Annotated in this window: 23 protein-coding genes; 13 read left to right on the forward strand and 10 right to left on the reverse strand. The window is 43.7% G+C overall.

The genetic code is table 11. The features are described from left to right. Positions 1–261 precede the first annotated feature (261 nt). Positions 262–1,233 (forward strand): solanesyl diphosphate synthase, encoded by a 972-nt coding sequence (gene sds / locus IM456_RS04750; protein WP_149985719.1) that lies wholly within the window; start codon positions 262–264, stop codon positions 1,231–1,233. On the opposite strand, the gene IM456_RS04755 is transcribed toward sds, so the two are convergent. Together IM456_RS04755 and IM456_RS04760 are read right to left on the reverse strand one after the other, a co-directional pair. Further along, the gene (locus IM456_RS04755; RefSeq protein ID WP_072927146.1) at positions 1,230–1,775 is read right to left on the reverse strand and encodes a hypothetical protein; all 546 of its coding nucleotides are present in this window, start codon (positions 1,773–1,775) and stop codon (positions 1,230–1,232) included. The two genes, sds and IM456_RS04755, sit on opposite strands and share 4 nt — an antisense overlap. Before the next feature lie 139 nt (positions 1,776–1,914). After that, on the reverse strand, positions 1,915–2,247 hold the full coding sequence (locus IM456_RS04760; protein WP_002797420.1) for a 2Fe-2S iron-sulfur cluster-binding protein: 333 nt from the start codon (positions 2,245–2,247) through the stop codon (positions 1,915–1,917). A 62-nt stretch (positions 2,248–2,309) separates the two neighbouring features. On the opposite strand from IM456_RS04760, the gene cimA reads away from it, so the two are divergent. Next, positions 2,310–3,950, forward strand: a complete 1,641-nt coding sequence (gene cimA, locus IM456_RS04765; RefSeq protein ID WP_149985718.1) for a citramalate synthase — start codon at positions 2,310–2,312, stop codon at positions 3,948–3,950. A 110-nt stretch (positions 3,951–4,060) separates the two neighbouring features. Here cimA and IM456_RS04770 read toward each other — a convergent pair whose 3' ends face one another. From IM456_RS04770 to IM456_RS04785, 4 genes are all read right to left on the reverse strand, one after another. Beyond that, a complete protein-coding gene (locus IM456_RS04770; protein ID WP_149985717.1) occupies positions 4,061–4,555 on the reverse strand; it encodes a hypothetical protein in 495 nt (164 codons plus the stop codon). 287 nt (positions 4,556–4,842) lie between these two features. Beyond that, positions 4,843–5,643: a tetratricopeptide repeat protein gene (locus IM456_RS04775; RefSeq protein ID WP_002761720.1), complete on the reverse strand. Its 801-nt coding sequence runs from the start codon at positions 5,641–5,643 to the stop codon at positions 4,843–4,845. Between the two features lie 42 nt (positions 5,644–5,685). Then, positions 5,686–6,219 carry a 5-(carboxyamino)imidazole ribonucleotide mutase gene (purE, locus tag IM456_RS04780; RefSeq protein WP_012263785.1) on the reverse strand — a complete coding sequence of 178 codons (534 nt, stop codon included), beginning with the start codon at positions 6,217–6,219 and terminating at the stop codon, positions 5,686–5,688. A gap of 24 nt (positions 6,220–6,243) precedes the next feature. Beyond that, positions 6,244–6,966: a Uma2 family endonuclease gene (locus tag IM456_RS04785; RefSeq protein ID WP_287692207.1), complete on the reverse strand. Its 723-nt coding sequence runs from the start codon at positions 6,964–6,966 to the stop codon at positions 6,244–6,246. A gap of 191 nt (positions 6,967–7,157) precedes the next feature. On the opposite strand from IM456_RS04785, the gene IM456_RS04790 reads away from it, so the two are divergent. The 5 genes from IM456_RS04790 to IM456_RS04810 all read left to right on the forward strand — a co-directional run bounded on the left by IM456_RS04790 (position 7,158) and on the right by IM456_RS04810 (position 10,338). Beyond that, positions 7,158–8,951: a fatty acyl-AMP ligase gene (locus IM456_RS04790; RefSeq protein ID WP_149985715.1), complete on the forward strand. Its 1,794-nt coding sequence runs from the start codon at positions 7,158–7,160 to the stop codon at positions 8,949–8,951. A gap of 84 nt (positions 8,952–9,035) precedes the next feature. After that, complete coding sequence (locus IM456_RS04795; RefSeq protein ID WP_002767156.1) at positions 9,036–9,278, forward strand: hypothetical protein; 243 nt, start codon at positions 9,036–9,038, stop codon at positions 9,276–9,278. Continuing rightward, positions 9,275–9,721, forward strand: a complete 447-nt coding sequence (locus tag IM456_RS04800; RefSeq protein WP_002797431.1) for an HNH endonuclease — start codon at positions 9,275–9,277, stop codon at positions 9,719–9,721. Before IM456_RS04795 ends, IM456_RS04800 begins: the two co-directional genes overlap by 4 nt. 154 nt (positions 9,722–9,875) lie before the next feature. Beyond that, a complete protein-coding gene (locus IM456_RS04805; RefSeq protein ID WP_287692205.1) occupies positions 9,876–10,142 on the forward strand; it encodes a type II toxin-antitoxin system HicA family toxin in 267 nt (88 codons plus the stop codon). After that, positions 10,126–10,338, forward strand: coding sequence for a type II toxin-antitoxin system HicB family antitoxin (locus IM456_RS04810; protein WP_002776225.1), 213 nt, complete (start codon positions 10,126–10,128; stop codon positions 10,336–10,338). Before IM456_RS04805 ends, IM456_RS04810 begins: the two co-directional genes overlap by 17 nt. A 319-nt stretch (positions 10,339–10,657) precedes the next feature. Here the strand turns inward: IM456_RS04810 and lspA are convergent, their stop codons facing one another. From lspA to bioB, 3 genes are read right to left on the reverse strand one after another with little or no spacing between them, the layout of a single operon-like run. Then, a complete protein-coding gene (gene lspA, locus IM456_RS04815) occupies positions 10,658–11,125 on the reverse strand; it encodes a signal peptidase II (protein WP_287692203.1) in 468 nt (155 codons plus the stop codon). A gap of 11 nt (positions 11,126–11,136) precedes the next feature. Next, a complete protein-coding gene (locus IM456_RS04820) occupies positions 11,137–11,790 on the reverse strand; it encodes a biotin transporter BioY (RefSeq protein WP_149985712.1) in 654 nt (217 codons plus the stop codon). Continuing rightward, complete coding sequence (gene bioB, locus IM456_RS04825; RefSeq protein WP_149985711.1) at positions 11,762–12,856, reverse strand: biotin synthase BioB; 1,095 nt, start codon at positions 12,854–12,856, stop codon at positions 11,762–11,764. Before bioB ends, IM456_RS04820 begins: the two co-directional genes overlap by 29 nt. Positions 12,857–12,989: 133 nt before the next feature. On the opposite strand from bioB, the gene rfbC reads away from it, so the two are divergent. The 6 genes from rfbC to uvrC all read left to right on the forward strand — a co-directional run bounded on the left by rfbC (position 12,990) and on the right by uvrC (position 19,324). Further along, positions 12,990–13,535, forward strand: coding sequence for a dTDP-4-dehydrorhamnose 3,5-epimerase (gene rfbC / locus IM456_RS04830; protein WP_149985710.1), 546 nt, complete (start codon positions 12,990–12,992; stop codon positions 13,533–13,535). Between the two features lie 5 nt (positions 13,536–13,540). Beyond that, a complete protein-coding gene (gene rfbD / locus IM456_RS04835; protein ID WP_287692199.1) occupies positions 13,541–14,416 on the forward strand; it encodes a dTDP-4-dehydrorhamnose reductase in 876 nt (291 codons plus the stop codon). Between the two features lie 4 nt (positions 14,417–14,420). Continuing rightward, on the forward strand, positions 14,421–15,494 hold the full coding sequence (locus IM456_RS04840) for a glucose-1-phosphate thymidylyltransferase (protein WP_287692197.1): 1,074 nt from the start codon (positions 14,421–14,423) through the stop codon (positions 15,492–15,494). 247 nt (positions 15,495–15,741) lie between these two features. After that, positions 15,742–16,827 (forward strand): 3-isopropylmalate dehydrogenase, encoded by a 1,086-nt coding sequence (leuB, locus tag IM456_RS04845; RefSeq protein ID WP_149985707.1) that lies wholly within the window; start codon positions 15,742–15,744, stop codon positions 16,825–16,827. A gap of 79 nt (positions 16,828–16,906) precedes the next feature. Then, the gene (locus IM456_RS04850; protein ID WP_002734814.1) at positions 16,907–17,167 is read left to right on the forward strand and encodes a hypothetical protein; all 261 of its coding nucleotides are present in this window, start codon (positions 16,907–16,909) and stop codon (positions 17,165–17,167) included. Positions 17,168–17,446: 279 nt separating this feature from the next. After that, entirely contained in the window at positions 17,447–19,324 is a 1,878-nt protein-coding gene (gene uvrC / locus IM456_RS04855; RefSeq protein ID WP_149985706.1) for an excinuclease ABC subunit UvrC, read from the forward strand. A gap of 69 nt (positions 19,325–19,393) precedes the next feature. Here the strand turns inward: uvrC and IM456_RS04860 are convergent, their stop codons facing one another. Next, the gene (locus IM456_RS04860; RefSeq protein WP_287693127.1) at positions 19,394–19,609 is read right to left on the reverse strand and encodes a ribbon-helix-helix domain-containing protein; all 216 of its coding nucleotides are present in this window, start codon (positions 19,607–19,609) and stop codon (positions 19,394–19,396) included. Positions 19,610–19,636 lie beyond the last annotated feature (27 nt).

Below are 19,636 nucleotides of genomic sequence, written 5' to 3' on the forward strand. Positions count from 1 at the left end.
GGAAAAAGATTAGGGACCAGGGAAGTGGGGAGGTGGGGAGGTGGGGAAGTGGGGAAGTGGGAAGTGGGGAAATGGGGAACTGGGGAGGTGGGGAGGTGGGGAGGTGGGGAAGTGGGGAAATTTCAACTAAAACCCTAAAACCCTAAAACCCCAACCCCTCACTGATCACTGATGCTTCCCCTTCCCTAGTCTGGACGGTTAGCTTAAAATAAATGTAAGGATATGTAAACTTTCGTAACTATCTCGCCAATTGGCTAACCAATGATCCCAACAACTTCTTTATTCGCACCCGTTGACGATGATCTCCGTCTTTTGACCGATAACTTAAAAAATCTCGTCGGCGCTCGTCATCCCATTTTAGCGGCGGCAGCAGAACATTTGTTCGAGGCCGGTGGTAAACGCGTTCGACCGGCGATCGTGTTGTTAGTGTCTCGCGCTACCATGTTAGACCGGGATATCACTCCCCGTCATCGTCGATTAGCGGAAATCACGGAGATGATCCACACTGCCAGTCTCGTCCATGATGATGTGGTAGATGAGGCAGAATTGCGGCGCGGTGTTCCCACCGTTAACAGTTTATTTGACAATCGCGTGGCGGTTTTAGCGGGGGATTTTCTTTTCGCTCAATCCTCTTGGTATCTAGCAAATTTAGATAATTTAGAAGTGGTAAAATTGCTCTCAGAAGTGATTCGCGATTTTGCTGAAGGGGAAATTCAACAGGGAATTAATCGCTTTGATACCAGTATCTCCTTGGCAGCTTATCTAGAAAAAAGTTACTACAAAACTGCTTCTTTAATTGCCAACAGTGCCAAAGCGGCTGGGGTATTAAGCGAGCAATCAGCTGAAGTTAATCATCATTTATATAATTATGGTCGCGATTTAGGATTAGCTTTTCAAATCGTCGATGATATTCTCGATTTTACCTCCCCTACGGAAGTATTAGGAAAACCCTCTGGCTCCGATTTGATCAGTGGTAATATCACCGCTCCCGCTCTCTTTGCTATGGAGGAAAATCCCTATATAGAAGTGTTAATCGAGCGGGAATTTAGTCAGGAAGGAGACATCGAAAAAGCTCTTGATTTTATTCACTCTAGCCAAGGTATTCCTCGCTCAAAAGAATTAGCCGATCAATACGGTCAAAGTGCCTTAAAACACCTTGAATGTTTAGCTTCTTCTCCCTCAAAAGATGTGTTAATCGAGCTAGTAGATTACGTTTTGAGCCGAATTTATTAGGGAATAATAGTTCTCGCCGTAGCAATAGTCCAAGCATCGACTAATAATAAAAATAGGGTGAGAATAAAAAGAATTCCATACATCCAAGGCTGAGAAAGGGGGCGAATATCAGTCATATCCAAGTTAGTTTTTTCCGCGATTATTTTGACCATGCGATTAAATCCCACTACTCGCATCGGCAATAAATAGGCTTTTTCCGAGGAGCGATCAAGGAAATAATAAACTAAACCACCCTGTCCTGTACTGCGACATTTAAGTTCTTTTATATCTGTCCAATTTAACCACCAACCAGAGCGAAGAAAAGCAGGAAACCATTGGGGATAGGTAACTTGTATCCCTGTTTCTGATAAAATGACTCTTTCACTTAAAGCTCCGTATAAAGCGATTAATCCTAAGCTAATTCCTACCCAGAGAAAATTGGGATTAACAGGGGAATTGGTGACTTTTGCTAAAAAGGGTAAAGGGATGGTTAACGCCACATATAAACTTAATAAAGTTACCCGAATTATTGGTGATATCCGAAAAGTTATTGTCTCGTTCATTTGATAACCTTAATCAGTAAACAGTAAACAGTGAAAAGAAGGCTCCGAACTTGCCACTTAATACTTTAACACTTTAATACTTAATACTGCTCACTGATAACTCAAAACTGATAACTGATAACTGATCACTGATAACTGATCACTGATAACTGATCACTGAGTCTCCTTGTCCCCAAAAACCATCGTATTTAGTAACTTCGATATCACCAAAAACTTTGACTTGACAAGCAAGACGACGGTTATTATCGGGGTTATGGGGAGGCAAAGAAAGGCGCGCTTTTTCCTGCCAATTGATAGCAGAAACTTCGCCAACAATTGCCACCGCACAGGTTCCACAGCTGCCGATGCCGCGACAATTGATTAACTTGGAACCGCCATTATACAAAGAAATGTCATGTTTTAATAATACGCGACGGAGATTTGCACCTCGATCGCAGGTGATTGTTTGACCGTAAACTGTTATTCTAGGCATTAGGGGCGTGATTTTAACTTGCTACAGTTATTAATTAATATTAACACCTATTGACTATTTATATGAACAATGGTAAGCGCATTTGGGTCTATGACACTACTCTCCGGGACGGGGCCCAGCGAGAAGGTATTTCCCTCTCCCTCGAAGATAAAATTAAAATCGCCAGGGAATTAGATCGGATGGGTATTCCTTTTATCGAAGGCGGTTGGCCGGGCGCAAACCCTAGAGACGGTCAATTTTTCTGGAAACTGCACGAAGAACCCCTAAAACAAGCGGAATTAGTCGCTTTTTGTTCCACTCGTCGCCCCCATATCGAGGCCCGGGAAGATCGGATGTTAACCGCCATTCTCGCCGCTAGAACCCGTTGGGTGACAATTTTCGGCAAATCTTGGGATCTGCACGTCACAGAGGGCTTAAAAACCAGTCTGGAGGAGAATTTAGCCATGATAGGAGATACGATCGAGTATCTACGCTGTCAGGGAAAACGAGTCATTTATGATGCCGAACATTGGTTTGATGGTTACAAAAATAACCCCGAATACGCCCTTTTAACCCTCAAAACCGCCAGGGATGCCGGGGCCGAATGGTTAGTTTTCTGTGATACCAACGGTGGCACTTTACCCCAAGAAATCGCCCCTATTGTGGAGAAAGTGCGGGAGAAATTGGGCATCGATCCCGATGAGGAAAATGCGCCTCAATTAGGCATCCATGCTCATAATGACGCAGGAACCGCCGTGGCTAACTCCTTAGCGGCAGTTAACGAGGGCGCACGCATGATTCAAGGCACAATTAACGGTTATGGGGAACGCTGCGGCAATGCCAATTTATGTACTTTAATTCCCAATCTTCAGTTAAAAATGGGCTTTTCTTGCCTAGAAGAAAATCAATTAGGCCGATTGGCGGGAACTAGCCGAAAAATCAGCGAAATGGTCAATTTAGCCCCGGATGATCATGCTCCCTTCGTCGGACGCTCCGCTTTTGCCCATAAAGGCGGCATTCACGTTTCTGCGGTGGCGAAAAATCCCCTAACCTACGAACATATTAACCCGGAAGCGATCGGGAATCAGCGCCGCATCGTCATTTCTGACCAATCGGGATTAAGTAATGTGTTAGCGAAAGCGCGCAGTTTTGGCATCGATTTAAATAAAGATGATCCCACCTGTCGGCAAATTTTGGAACGTTTAAAAATCTTGGAAAGTGAGGGTTATCAATTTGAGGCAGCCGAAGCTAGTTTTGAGTTATTAATGCGGGAAGCTTTGGGACAGAGAAGCCACCTTTTTGAATTAAAAGGATTCCAAGTTTATTGTGATATGCTGCGGGATAGTGGTAATGCGATCGCTACAATTAAAGTACGGGTAAAAGAGGAAGATTTATTAGAAGTGGCCGAGGGTAACGGGCCCGTGGCTGCTTTAGATCGAGCTTTAAGAAAGGCTTTAGTCAAATTCTATCCCGAAATTGCTCACTTTCACCTGACCGATTATAAAGTGAGAATCCTCGATAGTGGTTCGGGAACGGCAGCGAAAACTAGGGTTTTAATCGAGTCGAGTAACGGTCAACAAAGATGGACTACCGTGGGAGTGTCTAGTAATATTTTGGAAGCTTCCTATCAAGCAGTAGTAGAAGGAATTGAATACGGTTTATATCTGCTGCAAAACAATAAACTAGAATTATCGGGTCAATTTTGTCCTTTGGGAATAATTTAGGGAACATTTATCAGTAATCAGTAATCAGTTATCAGTTATCAGTTATCAGATTTTTTATCCCCACACCCTACACCCCACTTCCTGCTCTCCTTTCTGGGATTGAATGTTTACTAGGATAATAATCTAGTGACGACAGAATTTTGCCAACGACGAGCCAAGGCCCGCAGATACATATTAACGGGAAACTGATAATATTCGATCATTAACCAGAGTAAACAAATAGCATGGCAAACAAAGGTTAAAATCGACCAAAATAGAGGCACCCATGACAAAGGACTCCCCTCAACTGGAGGAAAAAGATAGGCTCCCGTAGCCACAATTGCTGTGGGAAAAATCACAAATCCTAAACCGATAATTAAGTAAAAACCTGCCATCTCCATTCCTTCTCTCGGTAAACCCTGCCAATACTTACCATTCCAATACCAAGTTAAGGGTAATTGACTATCGGCCATTTTTAAAACTTGTTGTTCTAAATTAGCAGTAAAAATGTGTTGACAAAAGTTACAAGCATAGGCTTCCATGAGTGGTAAAGCGGCAATTTTACCATGGCGACAGACGGGACAAGAATAGGTATCGTGATAGTTTAATCGGGTTGGCTCGGTCATGGTTAATCTGAGTACGAGTAAAAAAGGCAATTGCAGATACAGCAGTTATCTTAATGGTAGGTACAAAGTTTTCCTTTTGGGGAACGGGGAACAGTAGCTGGTCGTCCAGAAATGATAATTTAACCATATCTGGGTCGAGGAAGTTTGAGCATTTGTACTAAAATTTCCCCGACGCAGTTTAAATGCAGTACAACCCAGCACATCTCAACTGTATCTTAGTCGCCGATTTCCGGATAATTTGCCTCTGAGTCCCGCTACTGCGAGAAAAATTGCTATTTAGTCCTTCTTTACTTTAAGTTAAGAAACTTATCTAAGGCTAGAACCATATTTGGCGGCCAACGGCGCACGCTTTTTACCCAATCGAGGTCTTGATAGCGGGTATCCATGCCGACGGCGGCTACCCAATTGCTTTCCGCCTCTCCCTGTTGTCCTTGGGTCCATAAAACGGCGCTTAAGGCGGCTCTGACATCGGGAAACATGGGGTATTTGCGGGCAATATTCCGCATTTTTTGGACTGCTTCTGGATATCTGCCCAATTCGTACAGGGCCAGAGCCAGATTAGCTTGCGCCCAGGCAAAATTCGGGGCTAGTTGAGTGGCTTGGCGATAGTCTTTGACGGCGGCTTCCCAGTCCCCTAAACCGCCTTCGGCGTTGCCGCGATTGTTATAGGCAAAGGCATCATTGGGATCCAGTTCTAAAACTTTATTATAATCGGCGATCGCTTCTTGATATTTGCCTTCTCCCTCTAAAGCGGTGCCGCGATTGAGGTAGGGATCGGGGGCATCGGGAGCAATGGCGATCGCTTGGTTAAAATCAGCGATCGCATCCTCTAATTTATTGAGACTGACTCTGGCATTGCCGCGATTACTCCAGACGGCGGGGTTAGTGGGGAATTTGGCGACTAATTGGGTCCAATAGCTTTCGGCCTGGGCGTAATCCCCTTTTTCTGTGGCTTCTAGGGCTTTTTCGGCGATAACTTCCCCTTCTCTAATCTGTTCTTCGCTAATAGTCGGGCTATCGGCATAAGCCGCTATGGGTAGGGCAAAAAAGAGCAATAGACTCAATACACAAGCGGTGATCCAACGCATAATTACTTCATAATTTGTTACTTAATCTTTTCTCAATCTACCCTACTTAGGTGAACTCTGCTCTAGATAGTCTTGATAGCCTAGTCGTTGAAGATTGCTTTGTTTTTCGAGGACGGAATCGGTGAGGGATTGACGATAGGCGATAACTTGCTCTAAAAGATCGGCATTACCGGTGGCGAGAATTTGAACCGCTAAAAGTCCGGCATTTTTGGCATTACCGATCGCCACCGTGGCCACGGGAATGCCTGCGGGCATCTGTACAATTGAATAGAGAGAGTCTAACCCTTGTAAAGTGCGCGTGACTACGGGAACCCCAATCACGGGTAAGGGGGTTAAAGATGCCACCATCCCGGGTAAATGGGCAGCGCCGCCGGCTCCGGCGATAATCACTTTTATTCCCCTCCTATGAGCGTTTTTGGCGTATTCAAACATTTTTTCGGGGGTACGATGGGCCGAGACGATGGCGACTTCGTGGCTAATCTGAAAAACCTCTAAAACTGCGATCGCTTCTTTCATGGTGGGTAAGTCGGAATCACTGCCCATAATTACACCCACTAGGGGCGCTGCTGTCACCATAGTTACTAGAAAATAATATTTCCCCTAAATTGTATCGGGATCAATGCCTAATTCTCGTAGTTTTTGGGCCAATTTTTCTTTAGCTTGTCGTTCCCTTTCTTTCTCTAAAAGAGCCTGTTCTTTCTCTAAAATAGCCTGTTCTTTTGCCTGTCGTTGCTGTAACTCAGCTTCTTGAGGAGTGGGGACTAATTGACCATCGGCGGTAAAATAACGCAGTTTACGGTCAAATATGCCTAAATATAATCCTAACTGTTCACTCCATAAATAACCTTGGTCATTGGGAGAAATGGCTCGATATTGTCCCTCAATTAGTCTAAATCCCTGCAATTCTAAACTATTAGGATCGAACCCAAAATAATTAGGAGTGCGAAAGGTATTTTGGTAGAGAATTTTCTTGTTATTGCGGTCAATATTGGCCGTAGAATCGGAGAGAATCTCGACAATTAGATCCGGATATTTACCCTGTTCTCCCCAAACTACCCAACTTTTGCGGGGACGCTTTTCGGTATCTAAAACCACAAAAAAATCAGGACCACAGAAATCACGTTTTTTCAGTTGTTCCTCGTTGTAGTAGATGGTTAGATTTCCCGAAGCGTAGTAATCACTCCTCTCGCGCCATAATAATTCTAGACAACTAAGGAGAATGATGATCTGTTGCAGGTGTAGATCACTTTCCAAGGGTGGTTCATCACTCCATAAATCTGTGGGGAGATAGGTGACATCTGGGATCATGTCTAGGGCTGTCATGACTTTTTCCGGTATTTTAGGGTTGATTAATTATAGCTTTTTACCACAATTGCACAGATAAGGCGGGCGGGATTTTAACCAATAACTTAATCCTATACCTTGACCGATCGCCTTCGGCACTTTATCCTAGCGCCATGGGCAAATATCTTAAAACTTCTATACAATGGCCCCCAATAAGCCCGATAACAACGATGACTGAAACCTTAATTCAACCTGCCACCCTAGTAGAACTCTTACGTTACCGCGCCACGGCACAACCAGACGGCCATGCCTACACTTTTCTTATCGATGGTAAAAAAGAAACCCCACCTTTAACCTACAGTGAACTCGATCGCCAAGCAAGAGCAATCGCCGCCTATTTGCAAAAATACCAGGCGCTGGGAGAACGGGCCCTGTTACTCTATCCTCAAAGTTTAGAAGTAGTGGCCGCTTTTTGTGGTTGTCTCTACGGGGGAGTGATTGCCATTCCCGTCCCCCCACCGGAATCGGGACGACTTAAGCGCACTCTGCCCCGTTTACGAGCAATTGTCAAGGATGCTAATGCCACCTTTGCCCTAGTTACCGAAAGTATTCTGACTCTTATTGAAGGTGTTAAGGAAGAATTTCCAGAATTCGACCAAATGAAATGGATTACTACCGAAAGTATTGATATTTCCCTCGCGGACCAATGGCAAGATCCCCAGGTGGATAAATCGGCGCTTGCCTATCTGCAATATACCTCCGGTTCGACTAATATCCCCAAAGGAGTGATGCTAAGTCATTTTAACCTGATGCACCATTGCGGTTACTTGCAAAAAGCTTGTGGTTACGAACCGGATAGCGTTACCCTAACTTGGATGCCCTATTTCCACGATTACGGGTTAGTCGAGGGTATCACCGTCCCCCTCTACAACGGTACACCCTGCTATCTCATGTCTCCCTTTGCTTTTATTAAGCGTCCGATGCAGTGGTTAAAAAATATTACTAAGTACAAAGTTACTCATAGTCAGGCCCCCAACTTCGCCTATGATCTTTGTACTCGCAGGATTAAAGCTGCCGATTTAGCGGAATTAGACCTGAGCAGTTGGCAGGCCGCGGGAAATGCCGCCGAACCGATTAATCCGAAGGTCATGGCCAAATTTGTCGATACTTTTGCAGATTACGGCTTTTCTTGGCAAACTTTCGCCCCTGCCTACGGATTAGCTGAATATACCCTCTTGATTTCCAATAAACCCAAGGGAACCACCCCAATTATCACCGCTTTGGATGCAACCGCCTACGAACGCGGTAAAATTGTCCCTGTAGGTTCCGATCGAACCACGGGAGTTAGATCCGTCCCCAGTTGTGGTCGTCGCGTCTGTGATACCCGTATAGCTATCGTTAATCCCGATACTTTCACCCTTTGTGCAGCCGATGAAGTGGGCGAAATTTGGGCCAGTGACCCCAGTATGGCCGCTGGATATTGGCAACGGGAAGACGCAACCAAAGAGACTTTTCAAGCTTATCTTGCTGATACAGGAGAAGGACCGTTTTTACGCACGGGAGATTTAGGTTTTCTTCTCGATGGGGAATTGTATATCACGGGACGGATTAAGGATTTAATTATTGTCCGTGGCAGTAATCATTATCCCCAGGATTTAGAATGGTCAGTACAGCATCTTAATGAGGTTTTTCGTCCCGATTATGGTGCCGCTTTTTCCATTGAAGATAATGGGGAAGAACAGTTAGTTATTGTCCAGGAATTGGAACGTCGCAGCGGCGAATTAGATACGGCCAAATTAATCGCCGATATCCGTCAGGAAATCGCCGAAGAACACGAAATTATGACCCATGCCATTGTTCTGGCTAAATCGGGAACAATTCTCAAAACTGCCAGTGGCAAAATTCAACGCCGCGCTATTAAACAGAATTTTCTCAATGGCAATATGAGTATTATCGATGCTTGGTCAGAAAATCCTCAGTTAGTTAGTAAATTCGATCGCTCTAATTCTGCAACAGAAGCATAGTTTTTCGGGTGGGCATTGCTCACCCGATCGAGGATAAATAATCGTGTTAGGATTAAGTTAGGGATTAAAGTTAGGGAGAAAGTGATGTTAACTCAACTGATGGTCAAGCCCTCTTCCTGGATTGAAAAAGGAATTAAGCTATCGCCAGTAAGGGAAAATTATCTTTTTAAATTCACCGAGGAATTGCAGTGTCGATTGGAGGAACTACGGGAACTAGAAAAAAATTCCCAACTTAATTCTCAAGAAACCGCAGAATTGGCCGGTATTTTAGAGTTAAACGAGATTTTCACGCTGTTAAATGCGCGAATAGTTGCTGAATCTAAATGATTAGTATCACCACTCGATTACAAGTCCGAGCAAGAGCCAACTATCTGTGTGAATACTGTCATTCTCCAGAAGAAATTAGTGCCGCATTATTTGAAGTAGATCACATTCAGCCCAAATCTTTAGGAGGCAAAGATGAATTGGCAAACTTAGCTTTAGCTTGCCAAAGATGTAACAGATATCGCTACAATTTTATCAAGGCAATTGATCCGAAAACAGAACAAGAGGTAGAAATATTCAATCCGCGCCAACAGCATTGGCAAGAACATTTTATCTGGACACCAGATGCTTTAAAAATAGTGGGACTTACTCCCATCGCTAGGGCAACTATTGAACGTTTGGACTTAAATGATGACAATCATAATGAAGGTTTTATCGTTAAAGTTCGTCGATTATGGATCCGGGGAGGTTGGCATCCACCCAGCACCGATAAAAAACAGGAATAATAGCTTATTTTTATCTAGGTAAATGAGCTTCAATTAAGTTTTTTTCCAGAACGTAGGTTGGGTTGAAGCATGAAACCCAACGCCCGATCATGTTACGCTACCGCTAACCAATCCTACAAATAATTGTGCCTCCCTACTTATATTTATCGGATGTATGAGTAAACAGGATAAATTATTGATTAAAATTCTTTTAGGTAATTCTGATGCTAACATTGCCTTCGAGCAACTTTGTCAACTACTGAGGAAATTAGGATTTGATCAACGAATAGGAGGAAGTCATCATATTTTTACTAAAGAAGGAGTTGAAGAAATTTTAAATCTGCAACCCAAACAAGGAAAAGCCAAAGTCTATCAAGTTAAGCAAATTCGTAGTCTGATTTTAAAATATAAGTTAGGATATCAAGATGAAAATTCGTTATGAACTGATTATTTACTGGAGTAATGAGGATCAACTATTTATCGTTGAAGTTCCAGAACTTGCAGGATGTATGGCTGATGGAGAAACTTATCAAGAAGCTGTGCAAAATGCTGAAATCATTATTCAACAATGGATTGAAACAGCACAGGAATTAGGCCGAGAAATTCCTGAACCTAAAGGACGTTTATTATTTGCTTGAACAAGCACAGGAATATGTAATACTAAATCCAGTTATTAAAAACTGATTATCTATTCTCCCCAACCCCCCCCGATGTCGGGGGGTTGGGGGGGTTGCCTTTTGCATGAGTGTCTCTGCTGATATGTAGCTTATACTCAACGGATTTATTATGATTGGTACTCAACAGGAATTATCTAGATTTCCAAAATATTTAAATTATCAGGACTCCAGGAATATAATACTAAATCCCCAATTTTTTTGAACAGAAAAAGTAAGGGCGAAGCATTCGGATAGGAAATCTACAGTTTCAGCGATAGGTTATCGCCCGAATGCTTCGCCCCTACAGGACCCTAGACTTGTGGGGAAAGGTAGAAATTAATAGGCAAATAATCCCGATATTAATAAAGACATCAGCCAGATTAAAAACAGGAAAATTAATCAATCTAAAATCGAGAAAATCCACCACATAACCAAACAAAAAGCGATCGATACCATTGCCGAAAGCCCCTGCTAAAATAAAACCGTAGGCCAATTGTTCCCAACGGCTTAAATGCGGTCCAAAGTAAGCAAAAGCCATTAATCCCAAACTAACTAATAAGGATAGCCATTTTAGCCAACCAACACCGCCCCGAAAAGCGCTAAAAGCCGCCCCAGTATTAATCACATAGGTGAAATGAAAAACCCCCGGAATAATCGGGAAAGTCTCACCAATTTGCTCAAAACTCTGCACGGTTATATACTTAGTTACTTGGTCTAAACTTAGACCAATCACCGCCACTATCCAAAACCAGCGATTCTTTTTTAACATTGGCTGTGGCATCAATAAAATAATAATTTACGGAAGAAAAAGGCAATAATTACCACCACACAAATTACTACTAACTGCCCTAAAAATGGCCAGACTGAATAATTCATAAATAGGGTGGGCAAACTATCGGGAAAGGTGATTTGACTGGCTTGGGGCTGAAAAATCGACAATCCCAGCATATATAATAAACCGCACAGATGAATAACTAACAAACCGGCAAAAGCACTTAAAGCCAGAGTTTCTATCTTGGCGCGCCAGCGAAAAGCCAGCCAACCACACAGCCATGCCCCCGGCATAAAGCCTAAAATATAGCCAAAACTGGCTTCTTTCAGATAACCCATTCCCCCGCCCTGGGCAAACACGGGCAACCAAGTTAAACCGAGAAAAATATAGGCCACCTGGGCGAGAAGCCCGGCATTTTTGCCCCCCAGACAGCCCGTTAATAATACTGCGCCAATTTGGTAAGTTATGCCCAGTTTTTGCGAAGATAGACCCGTAGTAGCCGACCAACTAGCTAGGCTGACTGGAACAAATGTACTAAAAATTGTCAGCAACAAACCAATCAAAGCCCAGAGTAACTCATTGGGAACCGATACGGAAGTGCGCCGCGGCGGAGATTCTCGTCCTCGACGTGATTTAGGTTGCCTGTTGGGGTTGGTATTCACCGGGGATGGGGGCTTCTCCTCCTATTAAACTAAGATCAGCCAACATCGCCTGATCCTGTTGGGGGGGTTGTCCTAGAGTGGTCAAATAATGCCCAATCAGCATAGCATTAATTCCCGATTTTAGCCCCAGATTTTGCAATTCTCCCATCACCGCCTCTCGTCCCCCGGCATAACGGAGGATTTGTTGGGGTAAAATAAACCGGAAAATAGCGATCGCTTTTAGGGCAGTCAAGGGATCCAGTTTGGGTAAATGACCTAAAGGGGTGCCACTTCTGGGGTTTAATAGGTTAATCGGCACTGATTCCACTTCTAATTCCGCCAGGGAAAAAGCTAAATCAATGCGATCGGTCCAACTTTCGCCCATACCGATAATTCCGCCCGTACAAGCCTGAATTCCCGCCGCTTTCAGGTTTTTAACCGTTTCTACCCGATCCTGCCAACTGTGGGTGGAGACCACGTTAGGATAAAAATTCTCGGCAGCCTCCAGATTGTGATTATAACGGGTAACTCCGGCTTCTTTTAAGGCTTGCGCTTGGGCAAGGGTTAACTCTCCGAGGGCGCAACAGGGTTTAATCTTGGCCGTTTCGATGATTTCTTGAACTGTGGCCAGTATTTCCTCGAATTCCTGCGATTTAGGGCTATTATACTTTAATCCCCGGCCTTGACTAACTAAACAGAAGCGTTTGGCCCCCGCGTCGGCTGCTGCTTTCGCATGGCTGACGATTTCCTCACGACTTTTTAAACCGTAGATAGGCGAATCTTGTCCGGGATGGTGGGCGGATTGGGAACAAAAACTGCAATTTTCCGAACAACTTCCCGATTTTATGTTGATAATGCTACATAAATCCACCGTATTACCACAACAGGCCTGACGAATGCGATCGGCAGCCTCACATAAGCTGAAAATATTTTCCTGACCTTCGATCGCAGTTAAAGCTAGGGCCTCTTGCTTACTGAGTCGATCGCCGGCGATAATCTGATTAGCCCTAGTCTGTAACCAGTTTTTTAAGGCTTCTCCCTCCACGGGGATAGATTGAGTAGCGGTGTGTGTAGAGACTTGTACCACGTCGTTTATGCTCTGACTAAGTTAGGCTCATCTTATCATTATTCAGTTACCGAGGAAAGATTAATCAAAAAATTTAGAAAAAAATACCCTTTTGTGCTAGACTACCCGCAAAAGTTATCTTGTCTCCGATTTTATGAAAGTTATTCCGACGGAAATTCCTGATGTTTTAATTATTGAACCGCAAGTTTACGGAGACGATCGAGGTTTTTTCTTGGAGAGTTTTAATCAGAAAGATTTTCGAGAAAAAACTGGGGTTAATACCACTTTTGTCCAGGATAATCACTCTATGTCCCTAAAAAATGTCCTGCGAGGATTACACTATCAAATCCCCAATCCCCAGGGTAAACTGGTGCGAGTAGTGAGCGGTAGTGTTTTTGATGTGGCAGTGGATGCGCGTAAAAGTTCCCCCACTTTTGGGCAATGGGTAGGCTGTGTTTTAAGTGCGGAAAATAAACGTATTTTCTGGGTCCCGGAAGGTTTTGCCCATGGTTTTCTAGTCCTCTCTGATCGAGCCGAATTTCTCTACAAAACCACTAATTATTATTATCCTCAATACGAAAAAACAATTTTATGGAATGATGCCGATTTAGGGATTGACTGGCCTCTAGAGCCCCCCCCGATTCTCTCCCCTAAAGACCAAGCTGGACAACCCTTTAAATCCGTGGAAGTTTTCCCCTAAAGACAATGAAAAAAGTTTTACTAATTGGTGCTAAAGGTCAAGTAGGACAAGAGTTACAAGTAACTTTACCATCCCTGGGCGAAGTTATTAGTATCGGTCGAGAAGAACTGGATTTAACTAACTCGGAAAAAATCGGCCAGTTAATTAGGGAAATTCACCCCGATTATCTGGTTAATGCCGCCGCTTATACGGCAGTGGATAAAGCCGAAACCGAGCCAGATTTAGCCTATTCTATCAATGCTACAGCCCCGAAAATCATGGCGGAATCTGCCGAGAAAATTCAAGCTAAATTTCTCCATATTTCCACCGATTATGTGTTTGATGGTCGAAAAAATACCCCCTATCTAGAAACCGATCTGACTAATCCTTTGGGGGTTTATGGACAATCAAAGTTAAGGGGAGAAGAGGAGATTAAGACTGTTAATTCTCAGGCAATTATCCTGCGGACTGCTTGGGTTTACGGCAGTTATGGCAAAAGTAATTTTGTCAAAACCATGCTGAGATTAGGCAAGGAAAGAGAGGAGTTAAAAGTAGTTGTCGATCAGCTGGGAAGTCCCACTTGGTCTAAAGATATCGCCGCAGCAATTACTCACCTTTTAATTAATGCCGATAATCCCGCAGGAATCTATAATTTTACTAATAGCGGTGTCGCCAGTTGGTTTGATTTAACTAAAGCGATTTTTGAGGAGGCAAAAATAAGCGGTATTCCCTTAAAAATTCAGAGAGTAATTCCGATTACTACGGCTGAATATCCTACCCCGGCGGTGCGTCCAGCCTACTCGGTTCTTTCCAGTCAAAAAATCTCGCAACAATTGGGTTATATTCCTCCCTATTGGCGGGATTCTCTCAAAGCTATGCTCAATCAACTATTTAATCTTTAAAACTATGAAAGCACTAATTTTATCCGGTGGCAAAGGTACGAGGTTACGTCCCCTAACCTATACTGGGGCAAAACAGTTAGTTCCCGTGGCCAATAAACCGATTTTATGGTATGGAATCGAGTCAATTGTCGCCGCAGGAATTACTGATATTGGCATTATTATCAGTCCCGAAACCGGGGAAGAAATTCGTCAGACCACGGGCAGTGGTGAACAGTTTGGGGCTAAGATAACTTATATTCGCCAAGATCAACCAGCCGGATTAGCTCACGCGGTCAAAACTGCCCAATCTTTCCTAGCAGATTCCCCCTTTATTATGTACTTGGGTGATAACCTAATTGAGGATGATTTATCGCCCTTTTTAGACTCTTTCCAAAAACAGTCCCTTGATGCTTTAATTCTCCTGCGAAAAGTGTCTAATCCCAGTGCTTTTGGGGTGGCAAAAGTCGATGAAACCGGCAAAGTTTTATACTTAGTCGAAAAACCCAAAGACCCCCCCTCAAATTTAGCTTTGGTGGGGATTTATTTTTTTGCCCCCACCATTCACCAAGCGATCGCATCTATTCAACCTTCGGGCCGGGGTGAGTTAGAAATTACCGACGCTATCCAAGAATTAATCAATCAAAATAAAGCAGTAGAAGCCAATAAACTACTGGGTTGGTGGTTAGATACGGGTAAAAAAGATGATTTATTAGAGGCAAATCGGATTATCCTTGATACCAGTCTAGAAATCGCTTTGCAGGGAGAAATTGATGCTAATAGTCAGGCGATCGGACGGGTACAAATTGGTCAGGGTAGTAAAATTATTAATAGTACCATTCGCGGCCCTGTCATTATTGGAGAAAATTGTCACATTGAGAATTGTTTTATCGGTCCCTATAGTAGTGTGGCTAATGGAGTAAAATTAATCGATGCCGACATAGAACACAGTGTTATTCTCAAAGATGCCACGATTATTGGCATTCATCAGCGCATAGTTGATAGTGTGATCGGACGACGGGCAAAATTAGAAATTGCCCCCCAACGTCCAAAAGCTTTACGCTTTATGATCGGGGATGATTCCCATGTAGAATTAGTGTAGTTAATGGGGATTAACTACCCCTTTAATTAGGGTTTGCGGCAAAAAGTTTTTCCTGGGTGTAGGGTGTAGGATTTTACCGATTTTCAGGGAAAAAGTGCCTGAATTTTCCCCCCAATCACTGCAATCGCTGGCACTTTTTGAGGGGAAAAAAGTCTAAAAGCCTTATCCAACAAGGTTTTTAGATTTATTCAGCCAACCCTAACTATGTTATAATTAAGAGTCTGACCTATTTTACCGTTCTAGAACTATGACGCAACAGTATCGCATTACCCTACTACCCGGCGATGGCATCGGGCCGGAAATCCTCGCTGTCACCGTAGAGATACTGAAAGTCATCGCTAAAAAATTTGACCTCCAGTTTGACTTCCAAACCGCTTTAATTGGAGGGGCAGCCATTGATGAAACCGGCAGTCCCCTCCCCGAAGCAACCCTGAGCGCCTGTAAAAATAGTGATGCTGTTCTCCTGGCCGCTATCGGGGGTTATAAATGGGATAATTTGCCCCGGCAGCAAAGGCCAGAAACGGGATTATTAGGCTTAAGATCTGGCTTAGGTCTTTTTGCTAATTTGCGTCCTGCCACCATTTTTCCGCAATTAATCGACGCTTCTAGTCTCAAACGGGAGATTATCGAGGGAGTGGATATCATGGTCGTCCGGGAATTGACCGGGGGTGTCTACTTCGGTCAACCGAAGGGGATTTTTGAGACAGAAACGGGAGAAAAATGCGGTGTAAATACCATGGTTTACTTGGAATCGGAGGTGGACCGCATCGCTAAGGTAGCCTTTGAAATTGCCCAAAAACGCGGCAATAAACTCTGTTCCGTCGATAAAGCTAATGTTCTTGATGTTTCCCAACTCTGGCGCGACCGGATGACGAAAATGGCCGCTAATTATCCCGATGTGGAACTTTCCCATCTCTACGTCGATAACGCAGCCATGCAGTTAGTCCGGGCCCCCAAACAATTTGATACTATCGTCACGGGCAATTTATTCGGTGATATTCTCTCCGATGAAGCGGCCATGTTAACCGGTAGTATCGGAATGTTACCCTCCGCTAGTTTAGGGACTGCTGGGGTGGGAGTTTTTGAACCCGTCCACGGTTCGGCCCCGGATATCGCCGGCCAAGATAAAGCCAATCCGATCGCCCAGATTCTCAGCGCTGCTATGATGTTAAAATATGGGCTAAATCAGCCTTTAGCGGCAGCATCGCTGGAAAAAGCCGTAGAAAAAGTCTTAGAGTTCGGTTATCGTACCGGAGATATTTTCTCGGAAGGTATGACCTTAGTGGGATGCCAAGCTATGGGCCAGGCCATCCTGAAAGTTTTAGAATCCTAACAAAAGTGGCATAATCGGAAATCGTCGTATAACATTGATTTAATAAATATGTCAATTTAATCGTGGGGAGACGAGTGATATGGTAGCCCTATCCGAGAAAACAGAACAACAACGTGTCGATATGGAAATCCCAATTTTGTTAGATCCTACTGTCTTAAGGGCGGCCAGACGCATTTATCGCATCTACTGTACCCTCAATAGCAGAGTTAGTAAACGTCCTTTTGGTGTCGCTATTAACCGCGACAATCATCGGGGACAATTGATTTTTAACAATAAACCGATTCTTCTCCCCGGGGAATGTTTCGTCCCGATTAAGCAAATCGAATCAGAAGCCTATTAATTTTTGTGAAGATTTGCCCTGAATATCTTGCCAAACGTCAGCTAATACCCACTGGCGTAATTTTTTGTCTAATATAGGGTTTGCTGAATAAATCTAAAAACATTGTTCGATAAGACTTTTAGACCTTTTTGAAATCCAAAAGTACCGGCCATTGGAGTAATGGGGGGGAAAATTCCGGGACTTTTTCCCTGAAAATCGGTAAAACCCTACACCCCACACCCTACACCCCACACCCCACACCCAAGACAAACTTTTTGCCGCAAACCCTAATATAAAAAGATGTTCGGGAATAATCTTAACTCTACCCTAATCCAAGACCTCGATCGCCTAGAAAATCGTCTTCGGGAAATTCCCCTCGAACCGGGAGTGTACTTCCTGCGCGACCAAAATGGCGAAATTCTCTACATCGGTAAATCCAAAAAACTCCGGTCTAGAGTCCGTTCCTATTTTCGTCCCAGTCAACCCCTCAGTCCCCGCATTGCTTTAATGGTGCGACAGGTGACAGAAATTGAATTTATCGTCACCGACACGGAAGCAGAATCTTTGGCCCTGGAAGCTAATCTAATTAAACAACATCAGCCCCATTTTAATACTCTCCTCAAGGACGATAAAAAATATCCATACATTTGTATTACTTGGTCGGAAACCTACCCGCGCATTTTTATCACCCGCAAACGTAGGATAAATAACCAAAAAGACCGTTATTATGGTCCCTACGTCGATACCAGGCTGCTGCGCCACACTTTACACCTAATTAAACGCACTTTTCCCCTGCGTCAACGTCCCCAACCTCTGTTTAAAGACCGTCCCTGTTTAAATTATGATATCGGTCGTTGTCCAGGGGTTTGTCAAAAATTAATTAGTCCCCAAGATTATCGGGAAACCTTGCAGAAAGTGGCGATGATTTTTCAGGGAAGGACGGGGGAATTATTAGAGAAATTAGCAGCAAAGATGCTAGAAGCGTCGGAAAACCTAGATTTTGAAAAAGCGGCCACGATTAGGGATCAAATTCGCGGATTACAGGCTCTTAATACCGATCAAAAAGTCTCTTTACCCGATGATACCGTATCCCGGGACGCGATCGCTTTAGCTAAAGACGAGCAGCATTGTTGCATACAATTATTCCAAGTGCGTTCTGGTCGTTTGGTGGCACGTTTGGGATTTTTTGCCGATAGTCAGTCAGCAAACGAGGGAGAAATCCTGCAAAAAGTCCTGGAAGAACATTATTTATCGGTGGAAGGGGTGGAAATTCCCAGCGAAATCCTGCTACCCTGCGAATTACCGGAAGGTGAGGTGTTAGCGGGGTGGTTAAGGGAAAAAAAAGGTCGCAAAGTCGAGTTAACTGTCCCCCAACGGCAAAGTAAAGCGGATTTATTAGCTATGGTCGAGAAAAACGCTCTTTATGAGTTAGAAAAGACGAAAAGAAGCGCCGAACGAGATTTACAGTCTTTGCAGGATTTAGCGGTAATTCTCGATTTACCGGCACTACCCCACCGCATCGAGGGTTATGATATTTCTCATATTCAGGGTTCTAATGCAGTCGCGTCGGGAGTGGTGTTTATCGATGGGGTGGCCGCTAATCAACATTATCGTCACTATAAAATCAAAAATCCCGAGGTTAAAATCGGCCATTCCGATGATTTTGCCAGTTTAGCAGAAGTAATTCGGCGGCGTTTCCGTCTTTATGCCGAAAATCCCGATAATATTGCCGAAAGTGATGATTTTCCCGATTTGGTCATGATTGATGGGGGAAAGGGACAATTATCAGCAGTGGTGGCAGTTTTAGGGGAGATGAATTTATTAGAACAGGTAAAAGTTGTTAGTTTAGCTAAACAGAGAGAGGAGATTTTTTTACCCGGAGAATCCTCTCCTTTAGAGACAGATAAGGAACAACCCGGAGTGCAATTATTACGTCGAGTCAGGGATGAAGCGCATCGCTTTGCTGTTAGCTTTCACCGACAACAAAGGATGCAAAAAAGTCGCCGTTCCCGTCTTGATGAGATACCGGGGTTAGGTTTTAAGCGACAAAAAGATTTATTAGCTCATTTTCATTCTCTGGATTATATTCGCGAAGCTTCCCTAGAACAATTGCAACAGGTGACAGGCATTGGGGAACAATTAGCTAAGGAAATTTATAATTATTTTCATCCTAGGTAGGGATATGCTGTATAAAGAAGATAAGGCGGTGTGTTTTTGCGTAACAGTGCAGAAATTAGAATATTGGTATCAAGAACGAGACGTAGCACGAGTTTCTCGGATAGCCTCATTGATAGATTCTTCGATTTCTTCCTCGGAATAACGCAAGTTACGTTCTTGGACAGAATCTACGGTTTCTTCAAAGCTCAGTCTTTGTTTAACCGCTTCTTCAACGTATTGGGATAAGCTTCCCTTTTTTGCGCCTTTTTGTCCTAAAGCTGATCCGGTTAGTGACCAACGTACCATGATTTTTCTCCTTTAGCCCCTAAACAT

The sequence above is a fragment of the Microcystis sp. M079S1 genome (genome assembly GCF_020246425.1).
GTDB classification, from domain to species: Bacteria; Cyanobacteriota; Cyanobacteriia; order Cyanobacteriales; family Microcystaceae; genus Microcystis; species Microcystis aeruginosa.